A 22,312-nucleotide genomic window follows, 5' to 3' on the forward strand; every position below is an offset into this window, starting at 1 on the left:
TATTCTATGGTCCGGTCACATCACCGCGGGGTTGACTCCACTGTAACACCTGCATCCGTGATCGGCAGGATCTGGGGGATGAAGCGAACGGCGCCGCCCTGCGACTCGTCCCATGTTCGAATCCGTGCCGCTGCGTCGGGCGCGGCGCTCTCGGTGGTGATCACCAGGACCGTCGGCCCAGCGCCGGAAACGACCGCAGCCCATCCCTCCCCTCGGAGAGCGTCGACCAGGCTCATAGAGGTGGGGAAGGCCGAGCGGCGATACTCCTGATGCAGGGAGTCCTCTGTGGCCTCGAGCAGCAGGGTCGGATCTGCAGTGAGCGCGTGGACGAGAAGAGCAGATCGAGACGAGTTGCGGGCCGCCTGGCGATGCGGCACAAGCTCGGGAAGAAGCTGCCTGGCTTCCTTGGTCGACTGGGCAGAGTTGGGCACAGCGGCCACGCACGTGAGTGAGCTGTGCAGAGGAAGGCGAGCTGTGGCGAAGAGCCGGGCGCCGTTGGGGTCCGCTTGGCGTTCCCAGGATACGGCCGCGCCGCCGCGAAGCGCCGGCACGTAGTTGTCGGGGTGACCCTCGAGGCGCGACCCGATCTGAAGCTGCTCGTCGGCGCTGAGCTCGCCGCGCACGGTCTCTGCAAGGAGTTGGGAGGCAAGCTCGACAGCCGTCGCGATGGCCGCCGCGGACGAGCCCAGACCCCGTGAATGGGGGATCACGTTATGAGCGGTGACTACAAGGTCCGGCAGCCGGTAGCCGCGCTCGGCCAGAATTCGCTCTGCCACAGAGACCACCAGGTGCGATCCGTCCTGCGGGAGATCAGCGGCCCCCTCGCCGGTGACCGTCACGCGCACCTGAGCGGCATCGTGCACCCGACGCGGCTCGGCGAACACTTCGACCGTGTCGCGAAGGTCCAGAGCAATGCCCATGCTGTCGTAGCCGGGACCTAGGTTCGCGCTGGTCGCAGGCACCGTCAGAGTGAATCGGCGCGCTCCGATCAGCGGGTCGGGGAGTTCCTCAAGCATCACTGACGATCAGAGGCCCAAGGTTCGGGCGATGGTCTCGACGTCGGCCGGCACCTGCGTCGTGAAGTCGCGCGCACCGTCCGCGCCCACCACCTCGGGGTTGTTGACTGCCCACTCGGGGTCCTTGAGCCCGTGGCCCGTCACCGTGATGACCCAGGTCTTGCCAGCGGGAACCTGCCCGGCCTCGTGCTTCGCCAGCAGCCCGGCCACGCCGGACGCGGAGGCAGGTTCGACGAATACTCCCTCCTTGGCTGAGAGCCACCGGTGGGCATGGAGGATCTGCTCGTCGGTGACAGCCTCGATGAGGCCGGCTGACTCATCGCGTGCGGCCTCGGCGGCGTCCCATGAGGCGGGCTTGCCGATGCGGATCGCGGTCGCCACCGTATCCGGCTCCGTGATGGGGTGCCCGGCGACGATGGGGGCCGCGCCGGCCGCCTGGAAGCCCCACATGATCGGCGTACGGGTCGCGGGCCCGTCTTCGCAGTACTCGCGGTATCCCTTCCAGTACGCCGTGATGTTGCCGGCGTTGCCCACGGGGAGGAGGTGGAAGTCGGGCGCATCGCCCAAGACGTCCACCACTTCGAACGCTGCGGTCTTCTGACCCTCGATGCGGCTCGGATTCACAGAGTTGACCAGGAAGACGGGGTAGGACTCCGAGAGCTTGCGAGCGATCTCCAAACCATCGTCGAAGTTGCCGTCGATCTGGATGATCTCCGCGCCGTGGGCCACAGCCTGGGAGAGTTTGCCCACCGCAATGTTTCCCGCCGGCACAAGGACGGCGCAGGTGAGGCCGGCCTGGGTGGCGTAGGCGGCTGCCGAGGCGGAGGTGTTGCCCGTCGATGCGCAGACGACCGCCTTCGCGCCGTCGGCCACCGCCGCGGTGATGGCCATCGTCATTCCGCGGTCCTTGAAGGAGCCCGTCGGGTTCATGCCCTCGACCTTGAGGCGGACGTCGCCCTGGACCAGTTCAGACAGGTGCGGCGCACGGACCAGCGGGGTCCCGCCTTCGCCCAGGGTGATGACCCTGGTGTCCTCCGTCACCGGGAGCCGGTCGGCGTATTCGTTGATGACTCCGCGCCACAAGTGCGCCATATGGGTCTCCTTATTCTCCGACGCTGCGGACTACTGCTCGACTTCGACCCGAAGCACGGAGCTGATGGACTGCACCACGTCGAGGGACTCCAGCGTCTCCACGGTCGCGCGGAGGTGCCGCTCCTGGGCCTTGTGCGTGACGATCTGGACCTGCGCGCCTGCGTCGCTGCCGGCCGAGTCCTCGACCTCCCCCTCGGGGCTGACTGAGCCAGGCTGCCGCATCGATTCGATGGAGACGCGGTGGTCGGCGAGGACGCGGGCGATCTCTGCGATCACACCCTCCTGGTCTGCCACCTGCATATCGATGTAGTACTGAGTCTCTGCGGCCTCGATGCTCAGCGGCTCCAGGTCTTCGGCGTCGGAGAGCAGCGGCGTCTCCGGCACTGCGGAGCGCAGGCGCCGGGCCACCGCGACGACATCGCCCATGATGGCGCTCGATGTGGGAACCCCACCGGCCCCCTGACCGTAGAACATCAGCTCTCCGGCGTTCTCAGCCACCACGAATACGGCGTTGAAGGCGCCGCGAACAGTCGCGAGGGGGTGGGTGCGAGGCAGCAGCGTGGGGTGCACCCGGAGCACTGCACCAGAGCTTCGCCGCTCCACAATCGCAAGGAGCTTGATCACATAGCCGGACAGCGCCGCCGCTTCGATGTCATCGGGCGTGACATCGCTGATGCCCTGGCAGTAGACGTCGTCGATGGTGAAGGGGGCGTGGAAGGCGAGAGTGGCGAGGATCGCGGCCTTGGCAGCGGCATCGTGACCCTCTACGTCTGCGGTGGGGTCCGCCTCGGCGTAGCCCAGCTTCTGCGCTTCGGCCAGGGCGTCGCCGAAGGCAGCTCCGGTGGTGTCCATCTGATCCAGCACGTAGTTGGTGGTCCCGTTGACGATGCCCATCACCTTGGTGATGCGGTCGCCCGAGAGCGAGTCCTCGATAGGACGAAGGATGGGGATGGCACCGCCGACGGAGGCTTCATAGCGAAGCAGCGCGCCCGCCTCGTCGGCCAGCGCGTGGAGCTGAGCGCCTTGGGCCGCCAGGAGGGCCTTGTTTCCAGTCACCACAGCGGTTCCCTGACGCAGCGCCCGCTCGATGAGTCCTGCGGCCGGATCGAAGCCGCCGATGAGCTCGATGACCAAGTCGACCTCGTCGACCAGACGCTCGGCGTCAGTGGTCAGAAGCTCTCGGGGAATGCGCCAGTCGCGGGGATTCTCCACGTCGCGCACGGCCACGCCGGCCAGTCGGACCGGGGTTCCGACCCTGGCGGAGATGAGCTCCCTCTCCTCCACCAGCGTGCGTGCGACCTGCGCTCCGACGCTGCCGGCTCCGAGCAGTCCGATAGTGATGGGCTCAGCCACGTTCACCCCTTCATCCGTTGCGGTGTGTATGTCTTCATCGCGCTTCAGCTGCGTAGCCGGTGTCCCGGGAGAGCATCATGTCGACTGTCTCGCGGCGGATGAGCACCTCAGAGCGACCTCCCGCGACACTGACGACGGCCGGACGTGTGAGGTAGTTGTAGTTGCTCGACAGCGAATGGCAGTACGCTCCCGTGGCCGGCACAGCGAGAAGGTCTCCCCTGCTCACAGCCGTCGGCAAGTATACGTTTCGCACCACGATGTCGCCGGACTCACAGTGTTTGCCCACGATGCGAGACAGGCTGTGCTCTCCCTCCTGGGGCCGAGACGCGAGGAGCGCTGAATAGTCCGCGTCGTACAGAACTGGGCGAGCGTTGTCGCCCATTCCTCCGTCGACGGCGATGTATCGACGTGTCACCCCTGCTTCGACGACAACGTCTTTGGTCACCCCAGCCGTGTACAGCGTGACGCCGGCAGGGCCGGCGATCGCGCGGCCGGGCTCAATGCTGATGCGCGGAACATCCACCGCGCACTCGAGGCACGCCTCCTTGACCGTGCTGGCCAGTGCGGCTGCGATCTCCTGCGGATGCCGGGGGGTGTCCGCCTCGGTGTAGGCGATGCCGTGGCCGCCGCCGAGGTCGAGTTCGGCGAGCTCGACTCCGTGAGCGTCCCGCACGGCCGCGAGGAACTGGATGAGCCTTTGGGCCGCGAGCTCGAAGCCGTCCGGCTCGAAGATCTGCGAGCCGATGTGGCAGTGCACGCCGACCAGCTCCACGCCCGCAAGGTTCAGCGCAGCCTCTGCCGCCGCCCAGGCGGGTGAGCCTCGGTGCTGGCCGCTGTTCTGCACTGACTGATCGGCAGCGCCTCCCGCGGTGAGGGCAGACGCCTCAGGGCCCACCGGAGTGAGCGAGAGCCCGAATTTCTGGTCCTCGTGTGCGGTGGCGATGTGCTCGTGGGTCGATGCGTGCACTCCTGGAGTCAGCCGCAGCATGACGGGCGCCGTCACCCCGAGCCGGACGGCGAGCTCGGAGATGCGGGAGAGCTCGTCGAGCGAATCGGCAATGATTCTTCCGACGCCGACCTGCAGGGCGTGTTCGATCTCGGCGTCGGACTTGTTGTTCCCGTGCAGTCCGATCCGAGCCGGATCGACGCCTGCAGCGAGGGCCAGCGCCAGCTCGCCCCCGCTGGCGGTGTCGATGTTCAGACCCTCCTCTGCGGCCCATCGTGCTGCGTGGGTCGTCAGGAAAGCCTTGCCGGCGTAGAACACGTCGACCTCAGCCTCGGGCGCAAATGCCTCCGAGAACGCTTCGCGGAAGGCACGGGCACGGGCGCGAAAGTCGGTCTCGGAGACCACGTAGAGCGGAGTGCCGTAGGTCGCGGCGAGCTCGGAGGCAGGTATCCCGCCGAAAGTCAGCTCTCCCTGCTCGGAGCGGCCTGCATCCGAGGGAAGGAGCTTCTGCTCGAGATCCTCAGATGAGCTGCGAGGGGACAGCCACGAGGGGGCGAGGGGGTGGGGCTGAACAGTCATGGTCGGTCTCACATCTTCTCTGGTGCGCTGACGCCGAGGAGGCTCAGCCCATTGTGGAGCACCTGCACGGCGGCATCGTTGAGCCAGAGCCGGCTGCGGTTGAGGTCGCTGACGGGATCGGTCGTTCCGTCCTGGTGGGTGGACGGGGCCATGCGGCATGCGGCGTACCAGCCGTGGTAGGCCGCAGCGAGCCCTTCGAGGTATCGCGCGACGCGGTGGGGCTCCCGCAGCTCGGCGGCTGAGGCGACCACTGAGGGGAACTGCCCCAGGTGGGCCAGCAGCTCCTCCTCCGTCTGGTGCGTGAGGAGCGCGGCGTCGAACGTCTGCCGGTCCACGCCGTGCGCCTCGGCGTTGCGAGCCGCGTTGCATGCCCGGGCGTGTGCGTACTGGACGTAGAACACGGGGTTGTCGTTGGTGCGGGACTGCAGCAGGTCGGGGTCGACATCGATCGGTGAGTCCGCGGGGTAGCGCGCCAAGGTGTAGCGCAGGGCGTCGGTTCCGAGCCACTGAATGAGGTCGTCGAGCGCGATGATGTTGCCGGCGCGCTTCGAGAGTTTGGCGCCCTTGACGCTCATGAGCTGACCGATGAGGATCTCAATGTTTTTCTTGGGGTCATCGCCCGCACAGGCTGCTATGGCCTTGAGCCGTCCCACGTAGCCGTGGTGGTCTGCGCCCAGGAGATAGATCTTCTCCTCAAAGCCGCGGCTGCGCTTGGACAGGTAGTAGGCGGCGTCTGCGGCGAAGTACGTCGGCTCCCCGTCCGCCTTGATGAGAACGCGGTCCTTGTCGTCTCCGAAGTCGGTGGTCCGCAGCCAGATGGCCCCGTCGCGGTCCTCGACGTGCCCCTGCTCGCGCAGCGTGGCGATGGCGTCACTGATGTGCCCGCCGGAATGGAGGGTGCTCTCGGAGAACCATTCGTCGAAGTGCACGCCGAAGGCATTGAGCGTGCTGCGGATGAGCGAGAGCTGCTCCTGGTATGCCAGCTCTCGCACCAGGGGCAGCGCCTCAGCATCGGGCATGTCCCGCAGCTCTGGGCGCTTGGCTGCGGCGCTGTCGGCAAGCTCGACCACGTACTCGCCCGGGTAGCCCCCCTCCGGGACGCTCTCCCCGCGGAGGCGTGCCAGGACGCTTGCGGCGAAGACGTTCATCTGGTTGCCGGCGTCGTTGATGTAGTACTCCGTGGTCACGTTCGCCCCTGAAGCTCGCAGGAGCCGTCCCACGGCGTCGCCCAGAGCGGCCCACCGCGTGTGCCCGATGTGGAGGGGCCCAGTGGGGTTGGCCGAGACGAACTCGAGGTTCACGGTGTGCCCGCTCAGGACCTCGTTGTGGCCGAAGGTCGCGCCCGACTCTACGATGGTCCGCGCGAGCTGGCCGGCGGCGGCAGCGTCTACGGTGATGTTGATGAAGCCGGGGCCGGCGATCTCGACCGCGGAGATCCCTTCATGCTCGCGGAGCCTGGCAGCGAGGGTCTCAGCAAGCTGCCTGGGGGGCATGCCGGCCTGCTTGGCCACCTGCAGCGCAATATTGGTGGCCCAGTCTCCGTGCTCGCGGCTCTTGGGCCGCTCCACTCGGATCTCGTCCGGGACGGTGAGGTTCAGCTCGCCGGCCTCGACGGCCTGGTGGAGCACGGTCTTCACGGCGGAGGAGAGTTCTTCGGGAGTCACCAGAACATCCTAAATGCTGTGCAGGCGCGCGGAGTCAGAGAAGCAGAGCCAGAGTCCCGGACACGGCCATGTACGCGCCCAGCGCCAGCAGGATCAGCCCACTGACCATCTCGATCCAACCGGTCACGCGGGGGTTGGAGAGCCAGCGATTGGCCGCGTCGACGAGAAGGACCACTCCGATGAGATAGGCGTACATGGTGCAGGCGACGGTGCCGCCCATGACGACGACGGCGAAGAGCAGCGTGCCGTCCTCGGGCATGAACTGGGGAAACAGCGCCAGGAAGAAGAGGGCGACCTTGGGGTTGGTCATGCAGGTGGCAAGCCCCGCGAAGAAGCCCGAACGCAGGGTGGGAGGCTTCTGGGCGCCTTCTTCAACGACCCGTGCAGCGTCGGGGCTGAGGCCCGGCCCGCCAGCTCCGACGGCCTGCAGAAGCGGCGCATTCATGCGGCGGCGCGCCGTGATGATCGCCCGTGTCGCCAGAAACAGGAGGTAGCTCCCTCCCACCGTGCGCAGTATGTCGTAGGCGACGGGCGACGCCTGAAAGACCGCAGCGAGGCCGGAGGCTGTCAGTGCCGCCCACAGGAAGATCGCCGTGCACGACCCTGTCGCTGCGCCGACCCCGGCCCTGCGCGAGGACAGCGCGCAGCGCAGGGAGAGCATCGTGTCGGGACCTGGGGTGACGGCAACGACGAAGGCCGCGGCAAGGAGGCCCGCATAGCTGGCAAGATTCACGTCGTTCATCCTCGCGGCAGAGATACATCGTGACAAGCAATCTTTTTCGAAGTATTGATCGGCAGTGACTAATAATAGATGGATGATGAACCCACAGCGCCTCCGTGTCCTGCAGGCCGTCGTCGCTGCGGGGTCATTCCAAGCTGCAGCGCGCAGTCTCCACTACTCCCCCGCGACAGTCAGTCAGCACATGGCGGAGCTGGCCCATGAGACGGGGCTTGAGCTCTTCACTCGACGGGGCCGGGGCCTTCAGGCCACCGCCGCTGCGCTGCAGCTCTCAGAGCAGGCAGGGGATGCTCTGGCGGCGCTGCAGCGCGTGGAGCGCACCGCCGAGGACATGCGCCGCGGTCAGGGCAATCAGCTCACGCTGTCGTCGTTCTCCTCGGCCGCGAAGGAATGGCTCCCGCATGTGGTGGCGGCCGTGCGGCAGATCTCCCCGGGCATCGTGGTGGAGATCAGTCTCAACGAGGCGCCGGCCGGCAGCCCGTTCCATCCGCCGGACATCGACGTGCGCCAGGAGAGCCTCGAAGCCCCTTCCGAGCACCTCCCCGGATATCTCCGACGCCCCTTGGGCATCGAGGAGTTCGATGTGGCCCTGCCGGCTGGTCATCACCTCGAGAGTCGGGACGTCGTTGCCGTGCACGAGCTGGCGGAGGAGCTGTGGGTCGACCACGACATCTTCGAGACCCCGGCCAGCAGGATCATCCGGTCCGCGTGCAGAGCGGCCGGCTTCACACCGAATGTGGTGGCCCGGCTCGATGATCACTACGCCGCCCTGAGCCTCGTGGAGGCTGGAGTTGGCATCACGGTGCTGACTCGTCTGGCTCTCCAGGACGCGGCCCCACGGGTGAGCATCCGCTCGCTGCATCGTCCGGCGGTCCAGCGCAGGGTAGTGGCTCACGTCCGGCAGGAGCGCGGAAGCACTCGATCGGTCAGCACGGCACTGAAGACGCTTCATAGGCTCGCCGCAGACGCTGGCCTGCGCAGTGAGGAGCCCTGAACGGACTGCAGACGCGCAAGGGCCCCGCCTCAACGACGGGGCCCTTGCTGCTGTTCGGCTCAGCCGAGAATCAGACGCTGAAGTACAGGTCGAACTCTGCGGGGGTGGTCCGCATGCGGATCGGGTCGATCTCTTCTTCGTGCTTGTACTCGATCCATGCCTGAACGAGCTCTTCGGTGAACACGCCGCCTTCGAGGAGGAAGTCGTGGTCGGCCTCGAGCGCGGCCAGGGCCTCTTCGAGGCTGCCCGGCGCCTGGGGGATGTCCTTGAGCTCGTCGGCTGGGAGCTCGTAGAGGTCCTTGTCGACAGGCTCGTGGGGCTCGATGCGGTTCTTGATGCCGTCCAGGCCTGCCATCATCATGGCGGCGAAAGCCAGGTACGGGTTGCCCGAGGCGTCGGGCGCACGGAATTCGATGCGCTTGGCCTTGGGGTTGGAGCCGGTGATGGGGATACGGATGGCCGCGGAGCGGTTGCCCTGGGAGTACACCAGAGAGACCGGGGCCTCGTAGCCCTTCACGAGACGCTTGTACGAGTTGACGGTCGGGTTGGCAAAGGCCAGCACCGCATCGGCGTGCTTCAGCAGGCCGCCGATGTACCAACGAGCGGTGTCGGAGAGGTTCGCGTAGCCGGCCTCGTCGTAGAACAGCGGCTCTCCGCCGCTCCACAGCGACTGGTGGCAGTGCATGCCGGAGCCGTTCTCCTCGAAGACTGGCTTGGGCATGAAGGTCGCTGCGTAGCCGTAGTTGGCAGCGGTGTTCTTCACGACGTACTTAAACTTCTGGACGTCGTCTGCGGCGAGCGTCAGAGTGTTGAACTTGTAGTTGATCTCCTGCTGGCCCGGCGCTGCCACCTCGTGGTGCGAGCGCTCGACGGACAGGCCGGCGCGCTCAAGGGCCAGGACGATCTCGTCGCGGACCTCAGCCGTCTTGTCCTGCGGGGTCACGGGGTAGTAGCCGCCCTTGGTGGCGAGCTTGTGGGCGTCCGGGACGCCGTACTCGCCGCTGTTGCCTGAGCCCCAGCCGGCTTCGCGTGCGCCGAGCTTGAAGAAGGACTCGTTCGGCGCATTGCTGTAGGAGACCTCGTCGAAGAGGAAGAACTCTGCCTCGGGGCCGAAGAAGGCGGTGTCTGCGATGCCGGAGGATGCGAGGTACTCCTCGGCCTTCTTGGCGACTCCGCGGGGGTCACGGGCGTACGGCTCGCCGGTGCGGGGGTTGATGATGGAGAAGGTCATCACCAGGGTCTTCGCCACGCGGTACTCGTCGAGGAAGGCCGTGGTGGGGTCCGGAATCAGCTGCATGTCCGACTCCTGGATGCCCTGGAATCCGCGAATGGAGGATCCGTCGAAGAGCTGTCCGTCTTCGAAGAAGTCCATGTCCACGGTGTGCGCGGGGACGTTGAAGTGGTGCTGAAGGCCTGGCAGATCCGTGAAGCGGACGTCGACGAACTTCACGTCCTCGTTCTTGATGTAGTCGAGAACTTCCTGGGGGCTGGAGAACATGCGGTACTGCTCCTCATCGTGTGAGTCGGTCATCGGACTCCTGAGCGGCAGCAGAAGCTGACTCAGGCAGACACGTGACACACTACCGACTCTCCGGTTTCCCGCTGGTCACGCAAATGTTTCCGGCATGTTAACGGAGGCTCTCAGACGTACACTTGTCGCCTGTGAGCCCAGATCGAGATGACGACGGATACCCCGGCGACGTTTTGGGGCTGCCAGCTGATGGTCCGGGCGCGATGGCGCCTTTCGGGCGGAGGGTGCTGGCCCTGTTCATCGATTGGGGAATCGCCTCCCTGATCTCGCTCACCTTCTTCAGCTTCAATGAGCTCGCAACGCTGGGCATCTTCGTGCTGACGCATGTGGTGCTGGTGGGCCTGCTCGGTGTGACGATCGGCAAGCGACTCGTCCGGACGCAGGTGGTGCGACTGGGATCCGGGTCCGGCCCAGCCCTGCCGGGGCTCGCATGGTCCAGCCTCCGCACCGCCATGCTGCTGCTGGTCCTTCCCGTGCTGCTGATATCCCCGGATGGCAGGGGCGCCCATGACAGAATCGCGGGAACTGTCCAGGTCCAGATGTGAGGCATCATGACTGAATCCCGCCCGCTCCCCCTGCGCCTGCTCGTGCTCGGCGCCGGATTGTCCGTGATGCTCTCCGCATGCGGCGGTGACGACGGGGAGCAGTCAGCAGAGACCGAGCAGGAGAGCATCCCCAGCCCCACCCTTGAAGGCGACACCGGCGAGAGGGATGAGCAGGACGGCGGGGACGACGCTGACCCTGCGGACGAGGACGATGCTGTGCCCGGCGACGAGGAGATCCCTGATCGTCCCCCATCGAACACCACAGGCTTCGCCTTCGCCGAGTCGATCACGGAGCCTTCGATCTTTCCCAAGTCGGTGGTGTCCAACGGTCGCGGCCTCGCCATCGCGAACAACATGATCTACAGGAACAACTCCACCCTGTATGACACCCAGGAGCGGGAGCTGGTCCAGGAGCTCGATGCGACGCTGAACCCTGCTGATTTCGGCGTCGAGGGCTACCCGGACGAGGTCACCGGAGCCCCGGTGGAGGCGGTGTGGACCGAGGACGGCGAGTACGCATACGTCTCTCAGTACCGCTTCCGCGACTACGGCGCGGACGCCTATGACGACTGCCGCAACGGTGACGCGGTGGAGCCGACTGCACTGTTCCGCTACAGCGTCGAAGAGGGCACCTGGGATGACTTCATCGAGGTGGGACGCGTGCCCAAATACCTGTCTGTGACGCCGGATGCCTCGACGCTGCTGGTGTCGAACTGGTGCGATCACGACCTGTCGGTAGTGGATGCCGAGTCCGGTGAGACCACCCAACGCATCCGCCTGAACTCGCAGCCCCGGGGCATCGCTCCCATGCCGGACAACCGAACGGTGTATGTGACGGCCATGTACGCGAACGAGATCTACGAGGTGGACCTGGAGACCGGCGAAGCCGAGATGTTCTACAACCAGGGCGAGCGGCCCCGGCACTTGGTGCTCTCGCCGGAGGGCGGTGTGCTGTATGCGACCTTCTCGGGCTCAGATCAGATCGTCGCGTTCGACACCGACACCAACGACGTCATCGATTCGACGCCTACGGGCCGCGAGCCCCGCACCATGGACATCTCAGCCGACGGCACGGCTCTGTTCGCAGCGAACTATTACGACAACACGATCTCGAAGTTCGATGCTGAGACCCTGGATGAGATCGAGACGCTTCCCGCGGGCGAGTTCCCCATCGGGGTCACCTACGACGAACTGTCGGGGACCGTATGGGTGTCGAACTATCACGACGGCGGGGCGCTGATGATCTTCGACGACACCGTCGAGCAGTAGGCCCGGAAGGGTTCGGCGCTTCCGGGCGTTGTCAGGGGCGTCAGCACCACATCAACTCCCCAGGAGGGCACCATGGCTCGAATCACTGTTCTCGGCGGCACCGGCTACGCCGGCTCCCACATCGCGAGCGAAGCTGCGTCCCGCGGCCACGAGGTCACTGCCGTCTCACGGCGAGCCCCTGAGTCTCCGACTGAGGGTGTGAACTATGTGAGCGGGGATGTGAAGGACGAGGGATTCCTTGCGGGCCTCATGGATGGCGCGGAGGTGATTCTGGTGGCGATTGCCCCGCGTGAGGACATGCTGGGGCAGGTGAAACAGGCGGCTGAGAGGCTGATCCCCATGGTGGAGAAGCACGGCGTGCGGCTGGGCGTGATCGGTGGGGCCGGCTCTCTGCGGGTCTCGCCCGATGGGCCCCGTCTGATTGAGACGTCGAAGTTCCCGGAACAGGCCAAACCGGAGGCTTTCGAGATGACGGAGGTATGGGGGGACCTTCAGCGCAGCGACGAAGCGCTGGACTGGTTCTTCGTCTCCCCTGCCGCGGGCTTCGGCGCGTTCAACCCTGGCGAGCGCCGCGGCACCTACCGGACGGATGATTCCGGTGTGCTGCTCACAGATGATGAGGGCCGGTCCGACCTGTCTGCGGCCGACCTGGCCATCGCTCTGGTGGACGAGGTTGAGGCGCCGAGGCATCACCGCACGCGGTTCGCCGTGGCGTACTGACGTTCTGCACCAGGGGGCCAGTGACCGTGTGGCGGCTTGAGACAAGAAGGCTGCGAACTCTGTCTGAGAGCATCCTGAATCGAAGGCTCTTTCGCCTCCTGTAGATCTTCTTTCGAATCTGTGTTCGAATATGTCGCATGCGATGGGAGAGTCAGAAGATCCAAGCGGGCCCCGGGGCGCCGGGCACGGCGCCGCTCATTCCCATGCAGGGACTCGTCCGCAGCGTCCGCACGCCAGAGTTCGAGGGCATCACGTTCCATGAGGTCGCGGCCAAGACGGCCCTGAACAAGGTCCCGGGCCAGTCGAATATGCCCTTCAGCTGGACCGTGAATCCAAGCCGCGGATGTCTGCACCAGTGCCGCTACTGTCTGGCCCCGGAGACACTGATCATGATGGCCGACGGGCGCCAGAAGCCGCTTCGCGACATCAGGGTCGGTGACAAGATCATCGGCACCGAGCCCGGTGAGAGATATCGATATTTCGTCGAGACCGAGGTCGAGGCCCTCTGGCACACCCGTAAACGGACTCAACGCGTGACCCTGCGCGATGGGACGGAACTGTTGAGCAGCCCTGATCACCGCTTCCTCACCGAACGAGGATGGAAGTACGTCTCCCCCCTGCCTCGGGGCGAAGGGCAGCGCCCTTACCTCACCACCAACAACAGACTCATGGGCTTTGGGCTCGGACGTATTCTGAGTGCCTATTCCGCTCCGGTCCACACCCCCGCCTACCGTCAGGGGTACCTCACCGGAATGATCCGAGGCGACGGAATGCTGATTGATCGGACCTATACGAGGAAGAGCACAGGGAAGCCGTATCGGGTCACCCACTTTCGACTGGCCCTCAAAGACGCTGAGGCGCTTCAACGGAGCCAGGAGTATCTGGCTGCTGAAGGAGTCCTGACCAATCGCCGTCCCTATGTGCAGGGCAGCGCCACCCGGTCACCCATGGATGCGATCCATACCTCGACGCGGGCCAACTATGCAGCAATCCGGAGCCTCATCGAATGGCCTGAGAATGTCACCGCAGACTGGCAGAAGGGATACCTGGCTGGGATCTTCGATGCCGAGGGTTCCTTCTCCGGAAGTGCTCTTCGGATCTCCAACAGCGAGGACGAGGTCCTCACCCACATCGAGGCGGCTCTTGAGACATTCGAGATGCCCTTCGTCAGAGAGCCGGTCAATAGTATCGGCGTCACCACGATCAGGCTGACTGGCGCCGCCACTTCCTACCGGCGCTTCTTTCACCTGGTGAACCCCGCGGTCACACGAAAGCTCTCCATGGCTGGACGAGCCGTCAAGACCTTCGCCCAGCTGCACGTCACCTCGATCGAGGACCTGGGATATGAGCAGCAGATGATCGACATCACTACTGGGACTGGCGACTTCATCGCCAATGGGGTCGTAAGCCACAACTGTTTTGCCCGCCGGACTCACGAGTATCTGGACATGGACGCCGGCGAGGACTTCGACACCCAGATCGTCGTAAAGACGAACGTGGCTGAGGTTCTGCGAGCAGAGTTGTCGAAGCCCTCGTGGAAGCGGGAGCATGTGGCCCTGGGCACCAATACCGACCCCTATCAGCGCATGGAGGGACGGTATCAGCTCATGCCGGGCATCATCCGGGCCCTTGCGGATTCCGGAACGCCCTTCTCCGTCCTGACGAAGGGGCCGCTGCTGAAGCGCGACTTGCCGCTGCTCGTGGAAGCTTCCGAAAAGGTCGACGTCTCGGTGGCCGTCTCCCTCGCCATCATGAATCCGAACCTTCAGCAGGCGGTAGAGCCGGGCACACCGAACCCATCCGCCCGTCTGAGCTTGGTGAAGGCGGTTGCCGACGCGGGCCTGGACGTCAATGTCCTGGCGATGCCCATCCTGCCGTGGCTGACCGACTCGGAGCACCACCTGGACTGGCTGCACGGCGCGCTTCGCGAGGCTGGAGCGCATTGGGTCAGCACGGGCGCCCTGCACCTGCGGCCTGGCGCACGAGAATGGTTCATGCAATGGCTGCAGCAGGAGCACCCTGCGCTCGTTCCGAAGTACCGCCAGCTGTACACCGGCAGGCGGGGTTTCGGTACGTACGCGTCGAAGGACTACAAGCAGTGGCTCAGCGCCCGCGCAGCCGAGGCGCGGCGGCGCCATGGGTTCGTTCGGGACGGTGATCTGCGCTGGCGGGCGCGCATGTCCCCGGACGAGCCGACCAGTGACTCAGCCTCCACCAGCGCCCAGGCAGAGATCCCAGGTCTGGAGCTCTCCGCGACCAGCCAGGGCGCACTGTTCTGATGCCCTTGGGGACCCGACATTCGGTCGCGACGCCCGATAGACTCCTGGTATGGCTCACTCCCCCGTCATCAAGATCAACGCCATCACTGTGCCCGCCGGCTCCGGCGACGAGCTGGGCCACCGCTTCGCCGCGCGACAGGACTCCATGAAGGGCACCCCTGGGTTCCAGGGCTTCGAGCTGCTGAAGCCTACGGACGAGCGCACTACGTGGCTGGTGGTGACGCGCTGGGACTCTGAAGAGGATTACGAGAACTGGCGGAACTCGGAACGGTTCGGCGCATCCCACGCGGAGAAGGACCAGGATGAGGCGCCCAAGCAGAAGCCGGTGGGCATGTCGGCTGAACTGTGGAGCTACGAAGTCTCAGTGAGCGCCTGACTCTGGTAATCTGGGTCGGTCGCTGAAAGCGACCCCCGCCTCCATAGCTCAGGGGATAGAGCGTCGGTTTCCGGTACCGAAGGTCGGAGGTTCGAATCCTCCTGGGGGCACTCCCGTATATGGCATGTGCGGCGAAAACAGCAGACGCCGTCTGGTTCGATGAACATTGCTCGGTTGGGGACGTTCCGCAGATGCCAAGACGCCAGATAGCGGCTTAATCGCAAACACATAATCCTCTCGGGTCTACTTTATCTTACGGTCTTGGTCCGTAACGCTCATATCGAAGACTCTCTGCGCCCTCTCGACGGACGGCTCTAAGCCTCGAAATGCACATGTCGCTCCATCACAATCTTATAAAAATGCGTTCCGTTTGGGGCGCGAAATAAGCACCTTGGTCTCCTGGAGCTCCACAGGACCTTGGACCGTGTCTAAGACCTTAACCACCATGAACCCGCAGATCTTGCGACGCTGAACTTTGCACGAAAGACCGACCCGGGCAACAACCCCGGGGCCCCTGAATTGCCATAGGACCCACAACCCCAGCGGCCGTTGTCGAAGACCGGCGAAAAGCCCGAGCTGGGGAGTCAGGCCACTAGACCAAATGCCCGGCTTGTGCGGCGAATAAGGCTTCAGGAGACCTGTACTGGAACATCTTTAACGCAGGGAACTGCAGAGGAAAATATTAGGCACCCCCATGCGCTCTGAACGCCCGTCAGTCGGAGTCGAGCACCCTAAGTCGTACACACTCTGCGGACCAGTAGGGTGTCCAATCAGGCTATGCGCCCACAGCCCGCGAACGTTCGGCGAGTTCTTCCAGCATTTCCAGCCCCTTGTCATGACTATTCGTGGGATAGGTGATTGGCGTGACACCGAACGAAGTCTGAAGCATAGAACGCTTATAGGAGACCACGTCTTCACACAATACGTAGTGGGCCGGCGTCTGTCCCATTATCGGCTGGACATTCTGTAGGACAAGTTGAATATCCGGATCGCCCATAGAGTAACCTAAAAACAAAACAGTTCGCGTCAAAAATAGTGCCCTCAAAACATCCATTACGTGCGAACCAGTGATGCTCAGTCTTGTATAATCCGATTGATTTAGTATGGTGTTCTCTAACGTGTCAACGGACCCGTGTACTTTAATCAGAGTAGGTAGACCGTTTCGTATATCTTGACCGACTGTCTTCGAGTCATGTTCGTGTTTTTGAAAAGTATTGTCTGAGCCGCGCTCGATGATCCTGTCATAGTTCGTGGTTACGACAACTCGGGGGCCCGTAGGGCCCAATTGCATAAGGGCATCATGCCACTCGTTTGGCTTGAAATGCGCCCCTTCGGGTCCGTCAGTGGCATCTCTTAGAGTGCGCCGAACATCAGCGAGACGCGAATTATCGGCGGCGGTCGCGTATACAAGCTCAGCTGCTTCCAGCAGAGAATATGCCTCCAGAAGCGAATCGAGGACCCTCGATACTTCGCCCCTCAACTTAGCTGCGTCAGCCAACCGGCGTATGAGGTCCACCCACGTTGGAGGTCGTAAGCCACCCTGCACACTGTTGTATGAGACTCCCGCCCCCACGACCACCACAAGCTCTTGCCGCCTGGCCGCCTCGACAACTTGTACTGGCCAATATTCACTCATTCGAAAGCCCCGCATTCTCCGCGATGCGCCGGAATATTTGGTCGAGGCTCTCGGTGTACCGCTGTTTTTGGTAGTTTTGGGCGCCTCGCACGCCATCGCTGGGAACCAACGCGCGGATCGGTGCGTGCACTGCTTGCGCTAAAGGAACCATGGCAAACATGTTCGGAACGATTCCTAAGTCGTAGTCCATTTCGCCGGCTGAAATGTTCTTCAAAGCCATCGCATGGTCCGGTATTTGACTTTTGAAGCGGTCGTAAGCAACAGTCGGACGGTACTCACCATTAGTTTTCTTTGCCATATATTGCTGAACGGTGTACCCAAGATATCCCTCTTGGACTTCTGGAGTTTGCGGAAGCTTCCTAAGTCGTTGACTCGTTGCATTCCCTTCAAGCGCACGATGCATACTGTCCGTGTATTCAGCAATCCAACGGTGCATCCACTCCCCTATATTCTTCAAGGCGTACAGGCTGAATAGATCTGCCGCCATGGGGGTCATGAAGTGGGTTGAGCTTAGAAGTGCGCTTCGGTTAAGCGCCCCGAGGCTTGGGCCCAAGTCAATGATGACAAGCTCTGAGTCGATGGACTGCCTGAGGGTGTGCAACCAGTTCGTTCGACGGGCGCCACCTACGTCGCCTGCACGCAATTCTGTCCAAGCTTGGCTCAGCAGGTCCTCGACTGTCGACATCGAAGGATGGCCAGCGAGCACTTTGCACTTGAACCGGAACGACTCATGGAATCGCAAGTCGGTGGGGACAGACGAATCCCCATCACGAATGTCACGGAACGCTCGCATAATACTTTCGTCTTCGCTGCGGTCGAAATCTGCGTAGATCTCTTGCCATTGGTTATCAGTGAGCACGAGCTGCGTCGCATTCGCCTGAGGGTCTAAGTCGAGGATCGTCACATCGAGATTCAATTCCTCGGCTGCGTAGTGCGCGAAGTTGCAAGCCAGGGTCGTCTTCCCGACTCCACCCTTATTGTTGAAGAAGACAATTGTTGAGACATTCCGATCCATGTCTGAACAATACACTAGTGCTGAGCTAGGCCTCCTGAGGATGACGTCACCCACCTTGGCCCCAAAGAGCGGTCAGGGAGGCATAAGTCTTCCGCCTATAAAAGGCTGATGGGACTCCCGTACCAGCTTGCGATGTCACACGCTCACGCAGGCTGAGCTACCCCAAGCGTGGCCTTGCTCTGAAATCGCCGACTTACGTGCGTGCGTGAAATCGACGACTCTTTACCGCGATATTGCTCCGTACACGGACCAGTCCACTTGAGCGGATTTACTGGGCAGCCGCGCTAGTAGACCGAGCTGACTTCTACAGAGTCGTGACGCATGAAAAAGTAATCGGCGATAACGCCTGGCGGGTAGTTCCTTCCCGTCAGGCGTTGGAACTCTCTGAAGAGTTGACACATCTCGTCCCCTAGCTTTCGCATTCCGGACCGCCGATGTAACGGTAGGCGTTTGGACAAGCGAACTACTGTGCAATCAGCCACTCCTGCAGGTAGGGGCGGATCCGCGAGACGGCATGGTCGGTGATGTGGTGCTCACTGTCGCGGTAGACGGTCAATGTCGTCGCCGCAGCGAGTGCCTCGAACGCTGATGCCGTCTCCTTGGCCCGGTGCAGCGGCACCCAGGGGTCCTCATCTGCGCAGAACAGCTCGACCGACACCGTTCTGAGGGGTGCCCCCGACGCCGGCGCAAAGCTGCGCACATCGGGCCCCATGTACCCGCCGGTATGCAGGACCGCACCATCCACCCGCGGCTGTCGCGTCAGCAGGTACTCGGCCAGCAGACACGCACCCTGGGAGAAGCCGAGCACCACCACGGGCGGCCCGCCGGCGTCACGATCGGCGAGCAGCCGCCCCAGTTGGGCATCCACGACAGCCAGCGCCTCCCCCAGCTGCGGCTGGTTCTCCTCCGGATCGGCCATGAACCCGCCCGGGTACCAGGAATGATCCGCGGCAGACGGAATCACCCAGTGCAGCCCGGGCAGGTTCACGCGATCCGCCAGCTCCCGGATGAACTCGGGGCTTTGGGTACGGCCGTGAACTCCATAGACGACTGCGCCAGCATCGTCAGCGCTCTCACCATGCGTGATGGGGGCGATCTCGGAGTGGGAGCGCATCCGAGGGATCAGTCCTCCACGGTGATCGGCTCCAGCTGGGCCATGATCTTCTCGCGATCCTGTTCGAAGTGCGGCGGAATCATGAACTGCTTCCCCAGCTCTTCCGGAGACTCGTCGCAGTCCCATCCGCCGTCCTCATGAGTGACCGCCAGCTCGAACAGAGCTCCTCCTGGGGTCCGCACATAGTGCGACTTGAAGTAGGTGCGATCCTTCAGCTCCGAGACGTCGGTGTAGCCAGCACCCTCAATGTCGAACTTCACCGCCTCCTGGTTGTCCAAAGTGTCCAGGTTCCAGGCGAAGTGGTGGTAGGTGCCGGCCGCGAAGCGCCACGTGCCCTGCTCATCAGTGCGATTCCCGCGCAGCTCCACCCAGTTGCCGTGCGCATCCGAGCCGAGACGGAAGCGCGCCACGTGTCCGGTCTCGCTGATCTCCCCCGCCTTGAAGAAGACATCGTCGACGAACTCGACCATCCGGTCCATGTCGTAGGCGTGAATGCCCATACCGTAGATGCCGTGCACCGCATGCTCCGGCGGAACACCGTGGCCCGGGTGACCGACGCGCGGGTCACCCTCGGCGCCCACCAGCACGTACTCCAGGCCGCTCGGGTGGTTGAGCAGGATTCGACGCTCGTTGAAGAGCTCCTCCTGAGCGAAGTCGATGGCGAAGCTCTTCAGCCGCTCGGCCCAGAAATCCATGGAGGCCGCCGGAACGGAGAGCATCACCTCGCGAGCCTGATTCGTGCCTCGCTTCCCGAAGACTCCCTGATGCCCCCAGGGGAACGTGGTGACCACCGACGAGGGATCCCCGTTCGCATTGCTGTAATAGAGGTGGTAGACCGGGATCGAACCGTCATAGAGGACGGTCTTCTTGATGAACCGCAGACCAAGGACCTTGGTGTGGAAGTCCACATCCTCCTGTGCGCCCGCGACAGAAAGCGTGACGTGGTGAGAGCCGAGCAGGTACGTCATGGTGAGCCTCTCTTTATGAGTGTGATTTACCTCACACCGCAAGGCTCATTTTACGCCGGCACCCGATCACGTCAAGCATGAGTCGGCACCAGTCGGACCAGGAATGCCGCGACGCGCAAGCGTGACGCTGCCGCAGCCCGATCAGCGGCTCAGCGCCGCCGGATCCTCTCCCGCCCAGGCAGCACGCACGATGCGCCGCGCATCGGAGGCGGAGACAGGACGCGGGTTGCTGGAAGGGGCAGCGGCCAGCACCAGCTCCGCAGCACGGTCAAGATCGGCCTCGTCGAGGCCATGGTCGCGAAGGGCCCCGGGCGCGCCGATGGCTGCCCGCAGCGCCATCAGCCCCTCCACCGGATCTTCAGCGCCGAAGGCCTCAGCAATGCGCTCGGCCGCAGATCGGGCCTCCGGAGCGTTGAAGGCGAGCACGTAGGGCAGCACCACCGCGTGCGTCTCAGCATGCGGGAGGTTGAACGCGCCGCCCAGAGCGTGGCAGATCTTATGATGCAGGGCTGACCCGGTGGAGGCGAAGGCCACCGCAGAGAGGTACGCGCCGTACTGCATCTGCTGGCGGCCAGGCTCGCTGGCACGCGGATCGCTCGCCACCTTCGGCAGCCCCTCAGACAGGGCGCGCATCGCCTCGCCGGCCCATGCGGTGTTGATCGGGTTGGCCCCCGGGGCCCAGAGACCGTCGATGGAGTGGGCCAGAGCATTGAGGCCCGAGGCGACCGTGAGATCTGCCGGCAGGTCACGAACGAGCTCAGCGTCGTAGACGACAGCGGCCGGAAGCACGAAATCATCCGCCCCCGTGGTCTTTGTGCCGGCTTCAGTCATACCCCAGATGTTGGTGCCCTCGGAGCCGGAGTAGGTCGTGGGCACTGCGATGATCGGCAGCCGGTGGGTCAGTGCGACAGCCTTCGCCAGTCCGACGGCAGAGCCTCCTCCGATCGCCACCAGAAGGTCAGCCTCTGAGCGCTGCGCCTCGACGCGGGCGGCTTGGGCATCCTCCAGGGGCACATGACGGGCAGCACCACGATGGGAGTGGACCACCGGCAGGCCGCTGGCAGCCTCAGCGGCCGTATCCCCGGCGCTCTCTGCAGCGATGAGCATGACCCGTTGGGGAGCGCCTGTCGATTCGGCGAACCGTTCGACCTCTCCCGCGAGATCAGACGCCGTATTGCCCACTCCGAAGCTCACTCGCTGACCAAGCGTCTGGTGACTGAACGCCATCGTGGCCACGTGTCCGCCTCTCCGTCAGATCACCGCAGGACGGTGCATGTCATGGGCCACAGTGTACTGCGCAATGTCCCGGCGTAGGGGGCGCTCATGGCTCGGAGCCTATGCGGCCCACCGGTAGCGGTGCTCCGGGCGGCCGGCCGACCCGTACCTCATCTGCAGCTGAGCTCTGCCCTCGGCGCAGTGGTGCTCCAGATAGCGTCGGGCCGTCACACGGGCGACGCCGATGCGGGCAGACACCTCGGCAGCGGAGAGATCCGTACCAGCTTCGCGAAGAGTCTCCGCGACCAGGTCGGCCGTTGCTGACGTCAGCCCCTTGGGCAGGGGCTGGCTCCTCCCCCGCGGGCGCAGCAGACCCAGCAGACCGTCCACATCGTCCTGGGTGGCCGTGCCCATCTGAGTCATCTTGCGCTGAGCCGCCGCGTAGCGCTCCAGCTGCTCCCTGAGCACAGACAGCGGAAAGGGCTTCAGAAGGTAGTACACCGCGCCGCTGTGCAGTGCCGTGCGCACGTGCTCCACGTTGCGCAGCGCCGTGATGACCAGGACATCCACGAGGCCCCCCTGAGCCTCCGCCTGCGGCCCGCGCAGTTCGTTGAGCACGTCCAGGCCCGAGGCATCGGGCAGGAACAGGTCCAGGAGCACCAGGTCTGGCCCGTGCTTCCTCACTGCGGCGAGCGCCTCGCCGGCGGTGTGGGCGGCGGCGACGACGGAGAAGCCGCTCATCGAGTCCACGAGCTCCCGGTGGTTCTGGGCCACGCGCACGTCATCGTCGACGACGAGGACACTGATGGTGCCTCTGCGGCTCACAGTGAGGCCTCCGCGGGGGCGGCTGCGGCTTCGGCCGGGGCTGGTGCGGGGATGTAGGCGGTGAAGACAGTGCGTTCGGCAGTGTCCACTTCGACGTTTCCTCCCCATCGGCGGCATGCCTGGCGCACCAGGGCGAGCCCGAGGCCCCTGCGGTCGCTTCCTTGGGTCTGTTTGGTGCTGAATCCTGCCGCGAATATCTGCTGCGCAGTCTCGGGGCTCACGCCGGGGCCGGAGTCGGTGACACGGATCTCGACGAGACCTCGGGAGGGGCTCAGGTGATCGTGAGCGTTCCCGGCAACGGCGTGCTGCCGCACGAGAAGCTCCACCCATTCCCCGTCGCCTGTCGCTTCGAGCGCGTTGTCGACGAGATTGCCGACGATGAGCAGGAGGTCGTCGCGCAGGCGTCCCTCGAACTCACCTCCCAGCCAGCTCAGTG

20 protein-coding genes and 1 tRNA gene are annotated in these 22,312 nt (G+C 64.3%); 7 read left to right on the forward strand and 14 right to left on the reverse strand.

Annotated features, from left to right (window positions below; genetic code table 11):
* Window positions 1-20: 20 nt before the first annotated feature.
* Genes thrB through FS388_RS00640 form a run of 6 tightly spaced genes read right to left on the reverse strand, consistent with a single transcriptional unit; the run spans window position 21 to window position 7,383 of the window.
* Window positions 21-1,016, reverse strand: a complete 996-nt coding sequence (thrB, locus tag FS388_RS00615) for a homoserine kinase (RefSeq protein ID WP_146338689.1) — start codon at window positions 1,014-1,016, stop codon at window positions 21-23.
* A gap of 9 nt (window positions 1,017-1,025) precedes the next feature.
* Window positions 1,026-2,108 carry a threonine synthase gene (gene thrC / locus FS388_RS00620; RefSeq protein WP_146338692.1) on the reverse strand — a complete coding sequence of 361 codons (1,083 nt, stop codon included), beginning with the start codon at window positions 2,106-2,108 and terminating at the stop codon, window positions 1,026-1,028.
* 30 nt (window positions 2,109-2,138) lie between these two features.
* Complete coding sequence (locus FS388_RS00625) at window positions 2,139-3,467, reverse strand: homoserine dehydrogenase (RefSeq protein ID WP_371708445.1); 1,329 nt, start codon at window positions 3,465-3,467, stop codon at window positions 2,139-2,141.
* Between the two features lie 28 nt (window positions 3,468-3,495).
* The gene (locus tag FS388_RS00630) at window positions 3,496-4,986 is read right to left on the reverse strand and encodes a diaminopimelate decarboxylase (RefSeq protein WP_146338698.1); all 1,491 of its coding nucleotides are present in this window, start codon (window positions 4,984-4,986) and stop codon (window positions 3,496-3,498) included.
* Window positions 4,987-4,994: 8 nt separating this feature from the next.
* Entirely contained in the window at window positions 4,995-6,650 is a 1,656-nt protein-coding gene (argS, locus tag FS388_RS00635; protein WP_146338701.1) for an arginine--tRNA ligase, read from the reverse strand.
* Between the two features lie 34 nt (window positions 6,651-6,684).
* Window positions 6,685-7,383, reverse strand: a complete 699-nt coding sequence (locus FS388_RS00640) for a LysE family translocator (RefSeq protein ID WP_168198541.1) — start codon at window positions 7,381-7,383, stop codon at window positions 6,685-6,687.
* 82 nt (window positions 7,384-7,465) lie between these two features.
* Here FS388_RS00640 and FS388_RS00645 point away from each other — a divergent pair, with 82 nt between their 5' ends.
* Entirely contained in the window at window positions 7,466-8,383 is a 918-nt protein-coding gene (locus FS388_RS00645; protein WP_146338708.1) for a LysR family transcriptional regulator, read from the forward strand.
* 70 nt (window positions 8,384-8,453) lie between these two features.
* Here FS388_RS00645 and glnA read toward each other — a convergent pair whose 3' ends face one another.
* On the reverse strand, window positions 8,454-9,881 hold the full coding sequence (gene glnA / locus FS388_RS00650; protein WP_146341797.1) for a type I glutamate--ammonia ligase: 1,428 nt from the start codon (window positions 9,879-9,881) through the stop codon (window positions 8,454-8,456).
* A gap of 164 nt (window positions 9,882-10,045) precedes the next feature.
* Between glnA and FS388_RS00655 the strand changes: the two genes are divergently transcribed.
* The 6 genes from FS388_RS00655 (at window position 10,046) to FS388_RS00680 (ending at window position 15,213) form a co-directional block, all read left to right on the forward strand.
* Window positions 10,046-10,459, forward strand: a complete 414-nt coding sequence (locus FS388_RS00655) for an RDD family protein (RefSeq protein WP_146338711.1) — start codon at window positions 10,046-10,048, stop codon at window positions 10,457-10,459.
* A 6-nt stretch (window positions 10,460-10,465) separates the two neighbouring features.
* Window positions 10,466-11,728: a beta-propeller fold lactonase family protein gene (locus tag FS388_RS00660; protein ID WP_146338713.1), complete on the forward strand. Its 1,263-nt coding sequence runs from the start codon at window positions 10,466-10,468 to the stop codon at window positions 11,726-11,728.
* 72 nt (window positions 11,729-11,800) lie between these two features.
* Complete coding sequence (locus FS388_RS00665) at window positions 11,801-12,448, forward strand: NAD(P)-dependent oxidoreductase (RefSeq protein WP_146338716.1); 648 nt, start codon at window positions 11,801-11,803, stop codon at window positions 12,446-12,448.
* A 137-nt stretch (window positions 12,449-12,585) separates the two neighbouring features.
* Window positions 12,586-14,727 (forward strand): intein-containing Rv2578c family radical SAM protein, encoded by a 2,142-nt coding sequence (locus FS388_RS12950; protein ID WP_168198542.1) that lies wholly within the window; start codon window positions 12,586-12,588, stop codon window positions 14,725-14,727.
* A gap of 49 nt (window positions 14,728-14,776) precedes the next feature.
* Entirely contained in the window at window positions 14,777-15,103 is a 327-nt protein-coding gene (locus FS388_RS00675) for an antibiotic biosynthesis monooxygenase (protein ID WP_146338718.1), read from the forward strand.
* 37 nt (window positions 15,104-15,140) lie between these two features.
* Window positions 15,141-15,213, forward strand: a tRNA-Arg gene (locus FS388_RS00680).
* 665 nt (window positions 15,214-15,878) lie between these two features.
* On the opposite strand, the gene FS388_RS13390 is transcribed toward FS388_RS00680, so the two are convergent.
* The 7 genes from FS388_RS13390 to FS388_RS13100 form a co-directional block, all read right to left on the reverse strand.
* On the reverse strand, window positions 15,879-16,835 hold the full coding sequence (locus FS388_RS13390; protein ID WP_146338721.1) for an SIR2 family protein: 957 nt from the start codon (window positions 16,833-16,835) through the stop codon (window positions 15,879-15,881).
* Window positions 16,732-17,754: a ParA family protein gene (locus tag FS388_RS00690; protein ID WP_146338723.1), complete on the reverse strand. Its 1,023-nt coding sequence runs from the start codon at window positions 17,752-17,754 to the stop codon at window positions 16,732-16,734. The genes FS388_RS13390 and FS388_RS00690 overlap by 104 nt, the downstream gene beginning before the upstream one ends.
* Window positions 17,755-18,217: 463 nt before the next feature.
* The gene (locus FS388_RS00695; protein ID WP_168198544.1) at window positions 18,218-18,868 is read right to left on the reverse strand and encodes an alpha/beta hydrolase; all 651 of its coding nucleotides are present in this window, start codon (window positions 18,866-18,868) and stop codon (window positions 18,218-18,220) included.
* Between the two features lie 8 nt (window positions 18,869-18,876).
* Window positions 18,877-19,836 (reverse strand): VOC family protein, encoded by a 960-nt coding sequence (locus tag FS388_RS00700; protein ID WP_146338728.1) that lies wholly within the window; start codon window positions 19,834-19,836, stop codon window positions 18,877-18,879.
* A 141-nt stretch (window positions 19,837-19,977) separates the two neighbouring features.
* Window positions 19,978-21,063, reverse strand: a complete 1,086-nt coding sequence (locus FS388_RS00705; protein ID WP_146338732.1) for a maleylacetate reductase — start codon at window positions 21,061-21,063, stop codon at window positions 19,978-19,980.
* Between the two features lie 108 nt (window positions 21,064-21,171).
* Window positions 21,172-21,876: a response regulator gene (locus FS388_RS00710; RefSeq protein WP_246836239.1), complete on the reverse strand. Its 705-nt coding sequence runs from the start codon at window positions 21,874-21,876 to the stop codon at window positions 21,172-21,174.
* The gene (locus FS388_RS13100; protein ID WP_210410257.1) at window positions 21,873-22,310 is read right to left on the reverse strand and encodes an ATP-binding protein; all 438 of its coding nucleotides are present in this window, start codon (window positions 22,308-22,310) and stop codon (window positions 21,873-21,875) included. Before FS388_RS13100 ends, FS388_RS00710 begins: the two co-directional genes overlap by 4 nt.
* Between the last annotated feature and the right edge of the window lie 2 nt (window positions 22,311-22,312).

The organism is Nesterenkonia sp. NBAIMH1 (genome assembly GCF_007922635.1).
Taxonomy (GTDB): domain Bacteria; phylum Actinomycetota; class Actinomycetes; order Actinomycetales; family Micrococcaceae; genus Nesterenkonia; species Nesterenkonia pannonica.

What these genes read in the sequence shown, in the direction of transcription:
- thrB (WP_146338689.1), bottom strand. Translation starts at nt 1,016, where the DNA reads ATGCTTGAGGAACTCCCCGACCCGCTGATCGGAGCGCGCCGATTCACT.
- thrC (WP_146338692.1), bottom strand. Translation starts at nt 2,108, where the DNA reads ATGGCGCACTTGTGGCGCGGAGTCATCAACGAATACGCCGACCGGCTC.
- FS388_RS00630 (WP_146338698.1), bottom strand. Translation starts at nt 4,986, where the DNA reads ATGACTGTTCAGCCCCACCCCCTCGCCCCCTCGTGGCTGTCCCCTCGC.
- FS388_RS00645 (WP_146338708.1), top strand. Translation starts at nt 7,466, where the DNA reads ATGATGAACCCACAGCGCCTCCGTGTCCTGCAGGCCGTCGTCGCTGCG.
- glnA (WP_146341797.1), bottom strand. Translation starts at nt 9,881, where the DNA reads ATGTTCTCCAGCCCCCAGGAAGTTCTCGACTACATCAAGAACGAGGAC.
- FS388_RS00660 (WP_146338713.1), top strand. Translation starts at nt 10,466, where the DNA reads ATGACTGAATCCCGCCCGCTCCCCCTGCGCCTGCTCGTGCTCGGCGCC.
- FS388_RS00665 (WP_146338716.1), top strand. Translation starts at nt 11,801, where the DNA reads ATGGCTCGAATCACTGTTCTCGGCGGCACCGGCTACGCCGGCTCCCAC.
- FS388_RS12950 (WP_168198542.1), top strand. Translation starts at nt 12,586, where the DNA reads ATGCGATGGGAGAGTCAGAAGATCCAAGCGGGCCCCGGGGCGCCGGGC.
- FS388_RS00675 (WP_146338718.1), top strand. Translation starts at nt 14,777, where the DNA reads ATGGCTCACTCCCCCGTCATCAAGATCAACGCCATCACTGTGCCCGCC.
- FS388_RS13390 (WP_146338721.1), bottom strand. Translation starts at nt 16,835, where the DNA reads ATGGCGTGCGAGGCGCCCAAAACTACCAAAAACAGCGGTACACCGAGA.
- FS388_RS00690 (WP_146338723.1), bottom strand. Translation starts at nt 17,754, where the DNA reads ATGGATCGGAATGTCTCAACAATTGTCTTCTTCAACAATAAGGGTGGA.
- FS388_RS00695 (WP_168198544.1), bottom strand. Translation starts at nt 18,868, where the DNA reads ATGCGCTCCCACTCCGAGATCGCCCCCATCACGCATGGTGAGAGCGCT.
- FS388_RS00700 (WP_146338728.1), bottom strand. Translation starts at nt 19,836, where the DNA reads ATGACGTACCTGCTCGGCTCTCACCACGTCACGCTTTCTGTCGCGGGC.
- FS388_RS00705 (WP_146338732.1), bottom strand. Translation starts at nt 21,063, where the DNA reads ATGGCGTTCAGTCACCAGACGCTTGGTCAGCGAGTGAGCTTCGGAGTG.